Raw genomic sequence first — 6,400 nt, forward strand, 5'->3', positions numbered from 1 at the left:
AATTCCTCGCTCCATAAAGTTTTTCCGATTACATCAATAATTTTTATTGCAATAATTTGCTGTTGATTTGAAGTAAACGAAATATTCAAAACTTCATATGCCGGATTCGGGAAAATTTCAATAGAATTGACATTTGTGATTGAATTGCTTACTAAGCCTTGAATAATAACAGTTTGCGACAATGTATCATCTCCACAATTGTTAGAGCTAATTAATTTTACTTCGTAAGTTCCATCAATAGTAAAAATATGTGTTGGGTTTTCTTCCACAGAAAATATTCCATTGCCAAAATCCCAATAATAGCTCGTAGCATTTGCAGACAAATTTTGAAAATCGACAATAGCCTGATTTTGTGTAAAATTGAAATTTGCAATAGCCTGTTCTATTATCGTTGCCGACACAATTTCTCTTGCACTTTTACAATCAACTTCTATAACTTCCCAATCGTAGAAAAAATAGTAATAATCCGTTGGGGCAGACGATGCACTGCTAAATTTAATATCTATCAAACCAGCCAGATTGTATGGATATGAAACTCCGGCATTATTTCTATATAAATTTGGCGATTCAGGGCCTACCAATCTTAAACTTTCTCCTACAGGAATTTCAAAATTTAAATCAATTCTGCTTTCGCCACTAAAAACTTGTACATCAATCGATTGCAAAACACTTCCGGTATTATCATGAAGTTCAATTGTTCTGTATCCGGTTCCATCTGCATAAACTTTTACACTTGAAAGTGTAACCGGCGAGTAGCAATCGAAAACCAAATAGTGTGCTGCCGGTGCGGAAAAGTTTCCACCTCCACCCGAATTATCAGCTTTTCCAACATATAAAGATGGTGCTTCAATGAAATCTTCGACAAAATAATTTGTATTCTGCAAAAGCAAAGGAGTAATAAAAGTGTCGCCAACATTCACTAAATTTCCATTTACCAAACTGTCGTACCAGCGCAATTCGCCTGTTCCACTTGCATGAAGGAGAAAAGAGGTAGCTGAGCAAGATTCTTGCGAGAAAGTAATGGGTTGCGAAGGCATTTCTATGCTTACAAAATCTGAGTAAGTTAAGGAGTCGCTACCATAACTATTTGAGCAAATTAGTGTTATAGAAAAAATGCCATTTTGTGTGTACTGATGAACAGGATTTTGTAGCGTAGAAGTTTCTCCATCGCCAAAATTCCAAAACCAATTTGTAGGAAAACTATTCGACAAATCTGTGAAATGAATCTCTCCTGTGCAACTTGAAATTTCGCTGGCAAAAAAATCGGCATATGGAGCTGAGTTTAACATATCGCAACTCCATGTAAGCTCAAAACCAGATTCTGTTAAATATTGGTCGCTTGTTTGCTGAATTGTAACAGAATTTCCTGAAGATACTATTGTTCCTCCATTTGGCAAAGCAGTTCCTGTGAAAATTCCAATTAGAGGACTATTTACTGTCGGACCATCAAAAATATAAAGATAATCATAGTCTTGCTCAAAATTAAACGAAGCAAAGTTTAAAGTTACATTCACAGCATCAGTAATTTCAATTGTAACTGCTGTATTAGTATTATCCTGATAATTTGATTGCCCCCCACTATCGAACATAGTCCCAAAACACGATGTTTGTGTTGTATTATTCCCGCTTTCGCTTAAAACGAAAATACATGGATTGGCGGGATCTATACTTATCAGATTAGTTAGAATTAATGTATCGTCTCCACAACTGCCGCCATCTACGGATAAAGAAACCGTATATTCACCAACGACATTGTATGAATGTGTAGGATTTACTTCAGTAGAATTCGAGCCATCTCCAAAATCCCAAAAAAACGACATTCCATTTATAGAATTGTTTAGGAATTGAACTTCGGCAGGAGCCATACAAAATTCTGTAAAATCGCTCGAAAAATCACTAACTACTGTATTTGTATAATCGTTTCCAATTCCTACCGCATACCAGGCTCTTGTAACAGCTTCAACAGCAGAAGAGCAAGGACCAAACAAATCGATTGCAGCAAGAATTGCATAAAATCTTGTATCTTCGTAATCAGAAGTATTTGTTAAATAAACAGTTAGTGTTCTAAAAGCAACTGCTGCTGCAGAATCTATTCCAATGCCTTGTATCGAAAAACTATTGCCAATATCATTAGTACCAGAGCCTCCCATAGCGATCAGATAAAACCAATGATTAAGAACAGAACTATTGTAATGAACTCCGCCATTATCGTCTGAACCATAATACCAATAATCTCCATGATAAGTGTCTGGATTTCCATACAAATTTGGATTGGACATTGAGCGCATTATAAAACCAAGGTCTTCGCCCATAGTCCAGTTTGCCGATTGAGGTTTTCCATAAAATTCTATACATGTACCGAAAATATCGCTAAATCCTTCATTGATTGCTCCCGGCTCGTAAGCATAAACTAGATTGGCGGTGTATGAAGTTAATCCATGAGTAATCTCATGACCTACAACATCTAAGGCACAATATGGGGTTCCGCTACCATCGCCATAAGTCATTCTCATTCCGTCCCAAAAAGCATTATCGTAGGCAACATCGTAATGCACATAACTCATCAATGCAAAACCATTGTCATCAATACTATTCCTATTATGATAATTTAAGTAATAGTCATATGTCATTTCCGAAGCCCAATGTGCATCTGTTGCAACTTCATCAATTTGAGGATTTGCATTATTCCAATAATTATCGTTATCCCAAAAATCAGTGGCTGCACCATATGAAGTTCCAGTGTTCATATTATAGGTTTCAATTCCATTTCCTCTACCCGATTCACGCAATCGATAATGCCCATTATTGCTATCAGAAGTTATTGTCTGATTTCCACTATATTTTGTAACAGCTGTTCCGGTAACATCTGCAATATGAATTTTATCTTCAGTGAAAATTATTTTTCCTGTGCTAGCATCAACATAGATATTCGCCTTTTTTAAGGGTTTGTCGGCATAAATATTAAATTTATATGTCAATTTTTGAGCAGCATTATTGTTTCTTAAATCTTCCGGGAAAATTATCATCTCTGCATTCGGGTAATAAGTTGCCAAATTATCATCAAAAATTTGTTTCAATAGTTGCTCTTCTTCAGGCATTTCCCATTTATATCTTTCTGCCACAATCGAAGCCAGTGCAATTTCCAAAGCTTGAGATTCCGAAATAGAAACTTGAGTTTCGATCTTTAGATTATTCAAGAGATTTCCACTAATAGAGAATATTTTATTGCTTGTAGAATGAGTTAGGAAAACAGCATTAAAAATCGCATAATTTTTATAAGTTTGTTGGTAGCGGCAAATAGTAATTCCAAGATTATCAATGGATTCATCAATGAGACTTATTCCATATTCATTCGGAATTTTAAAAACTTTGTGAAGATATTTGTTCAAATCTTTCACATCAATTTCATAATTCTTTTTGAATTTTATAAAGGAAGGAATAGTTGAGTTATCACTTAAACGTAAAATTTCACTGCCATGAACTAATTTATTTGCATCTGCACCATAGTAGGCTTGCGACGAAATTTGATAACTAAATGAAAATAAGGCTAAAACAAGTAGTATTTTTCTCATACGTATTATTATTTATATTAAGTTTAAATAAAACAAAAAGACGAAATTACAAAAATTATAGTTGCATGCTTAATTATTTCTTTGCAGCCATAAATCTAAGCTTTTACACTCCATTTTGAATATTATGAACTAACATATGTATCATTGTTTTAATTATTTTTACTATTTCAAATACTGATTTTTCGGCTTAGGAGATGTTTAGAAAAGTTCGTATTTTTGAAAACTTAATTATAATATTTCGACCTAAATATATATCTATGTTCATAAAGACAATTTTAGTAAGTTTGTGTTTATTAATATTATCTTACCACATACAAGCCCAAGATTTTAATGCTACAAATGAAGGTAATAGTAAAAGAAACGATTTGTCAACCTTATCAATCAGCGAGTTCAGTAGAAATTCATTTGATGATACATGTAAAGTTAAAACCAATGGGTTTCAACAATTAAGTTTCAAGCGTAGTATCGATTGTCAAAATATAAGTTTACAAGCAGGATGGAATATAATTTCAACATATATTGATCCTGAATATCCTATGCTTGATTCAGTTTTTGCAGATATTTCGCAAGAATTATTATTTATTAAAAATGAAATTGGTATGATTTACTGGCCCCAATTTTACCTTAATAATATTGGGAATTTAATAATCGGTGAAGGATATTATTTGTACATACAATCAAATCAAAACATTGATATTTGTGGTCAGGAAGTAAATCCTGAACTTTTCCAAATGAACATTGATGAAGGATGGTCTCTTATAGCTTACTTAAGAAAAACACCAGCAGATATTTCTGTTACAATGAATAGCATTTATTCTTCAATAGTTATGATGAAAAATGTTGATGGATACATGTACTGGCCCCAATATTCCATTAATATGATTGGAAATTTGATTCCTGGACAAGGATACCAGATTAAATTGTTATATCCCGAGCAATTTGTTTACGATGCTAATTCTGTTGTAATAGATGAAACTTATATATCAATCCCAAATTCAACTCATTATGGAGAAATAGAGAACACAGGAAACAATATGTCCCTATTAATTCCACAATCAGCATGGGAGAATTATCCATTGATTGATGAAGAAATTGCTGTTTTTTCATCAAATGATGAATTAGTTGGTTCAGGAGTATATACTGGCAACGACTTGGCTATACCAGTATGGGGTGAGAACCAACATAATACTGAAAGTTTCGGGCTATATGAGCATGAAAGCTTTTACATAAAAATGTGGTCGAATGAGTTGAATGCTGAATATCGTGTTCAAATAAGAGAATGGTTTGAAGGTGTGAATTATTACGAAAAAGACAAAATCAGTATAGTGCAAAAATGTAATATTCAAAACTATCCATTTCACAAAGCTGACCAATTATATATTATAATTTCTCCGAATCCAGTAGTTGAAAAATTAAGATTTTATTTTTACATAAACGAAACCAGTAAAGTTGAAATATTGATTTATAATACACTTGGAGTAATGGTTGACAAACCAATGGATAAAATTGTACAACAAGGATTGCATAAAATAGAATATTATCCAAATGTACGTTTTAAGAATTACTTTTATGAGTTCAGAACAGAGCAATATAGAAAACGTGGCCAAATTTTGATTTTGTGATACTTTCTGATTTGAGTTTTCCGTCGCTATTAGAAATAAACATTGGCAGATACCATTGAGGCTGTATTAATATTTATATTTCCCGGGTTTCCAAATCGGAATGACTCATCATGAGATTTTGTGAAATTCCCTTGAATTTCGACACTAATACTAAACTGTCTGTCGAGAAAGTATTCTCCTCCAAATGCTAAACCTCCATAATAATCAGCGGTTTTAAATTCGATATTCTTATAATTAATAAGCCCAAGCTTAACACCAATATATGGAGACAACTTTTTATTATTAAGATAAAATTTTGATACAAAGCCAAAACCCAAATCTGACCCAAGATCTTCGGCATAAATTAGCTCCAATGCAGGAGCAAAAGTTACTTTTTCATCAAGCCATATCGGAATATTAATACCATACTGCATTGCTTGAAATGTTGCACTTAGTCCAATTATTCGCCTTGATTTCTCAACTTCCTGTGCTTTTAATGATGTTACAAATAAGGAAATTGCTAAAATAAATAAGATCGCCCGTTTTGTTTTCATTCTTAAACTTTTAGTTTCTTAAAATTAAAATATTGTCCCATAATAAAATACTACCTAATCTAACATATACCCTATAAAATCCATCTGGTAAAATCCTTTCATCAAAATACCCAGTATCATCTTCGCCTTGTTTTATTACAGGAATAATAATGTTGTTGCCATATGTTTCATATTTCAGTATTGGATATCCACCAATTAGAATAAGAGTAGGATCATAGCTTTGAAAATTGCTTGATTCTCCGAAATAAATAGCAGGCGTTAACCAAACTTGTTTTAAAACTGAATCAGTTGGCGCTTCAATAATGATACCTAAACCCACAGTAACAGGATTTGGCAAACAAGATAGCACATACCAAGAACCGAATGCGTCTGTACAATATCTTCTAGTATTAGGTTCTCCAACTACTCCAATAAAATTTCCAACCATGTCTGTTAACACATATCCAGTAATTATTGGAGTTTGAAGACTATTTGGCCGAAATTCATCCGTCTTTTCACAAGAAATGAATAATGAATATATAAAAACCACTAATAAAATATCTAAAGTTTCCTTAATTTTTCAATTCAAAACTTCTCTACGCTACAATTAACAAAGCATAACGAATTTTCAGAAGTGGAAGTTACCTTTTTATAAAAAGGAGTCTCAATAATTGTATATTTACTTGACTAAAAA

4 protein-coding genes are annotated in these 6,400 nt (G+C 32.8%); 1 reads left to right on the forward strand and 3 read right to left on the reverse strand.

What is annotated here, in order from left to right; translation table 11 throughout:
* A partial coding sequence (locus tag HN894_05065; GenBank protein MBT7142688.1) for a PKD domain-containing protein occupies nucleotides 1–3,572 on the reverse strand: 3,572 nt, incomplete at its 3' end.
* Between the two features lie 257 nt (nucleotides 3,573–3,829).
* Between HN894_05065 and HN894_05070 the strand changes: the two genes are divergently transcribed.
* Nucleotides 3,830–5,194 (forward strand): hypothetical protein, encoded by a 1,365-nt coding sequence (locus HN894_05070; GenBank protein ID MBT7142689.1) that lies wholly within the window; start codon nucleotides 3,830–3,832, stop codon nucleotides 5,192–5,194.
* A gap of 29 nt (nucleotides 5,195–5,223) precedes the next feature.
* Here the strand turns inward: HN894_05070 and HN894_05075 are convergent, their stop codons facing one another.
* On the reverse strand, nucleotides 5,224–5,727 hold the full coding sequence (locus tag HN894_05075; protein MBT7142690.1) for a hypothetical protein: 504 nt from the start codon (nucleotides 5,725–5,727) through the stop codon (nucleotides 5,224–5,226).
* Nucleotides 5,728–5,737: 10 nt separating this feature from the next.
* Nucleotides 5,738–6,256, reverse strand: a complete 519-nt coding sequence (locus tag HN894_05080) for a hypothetical protein (GenBank protein ID MBT7142691.1) — start codon at nucleotides 6,254–6,256, stop codon at nucleotides 5,738–5,740.
* Nucleotides 6,257–6,400: the final 144 nt, after the last annotated feature.

This window comes from Bacteroidota bacterium (assembly GCA_018692315.1).
Classification (GTDB): domain Bacteria; phylum Bacteroidota; class Bacteroidia; order Bacteroidales; family JABHKC01; genus JABHKC01.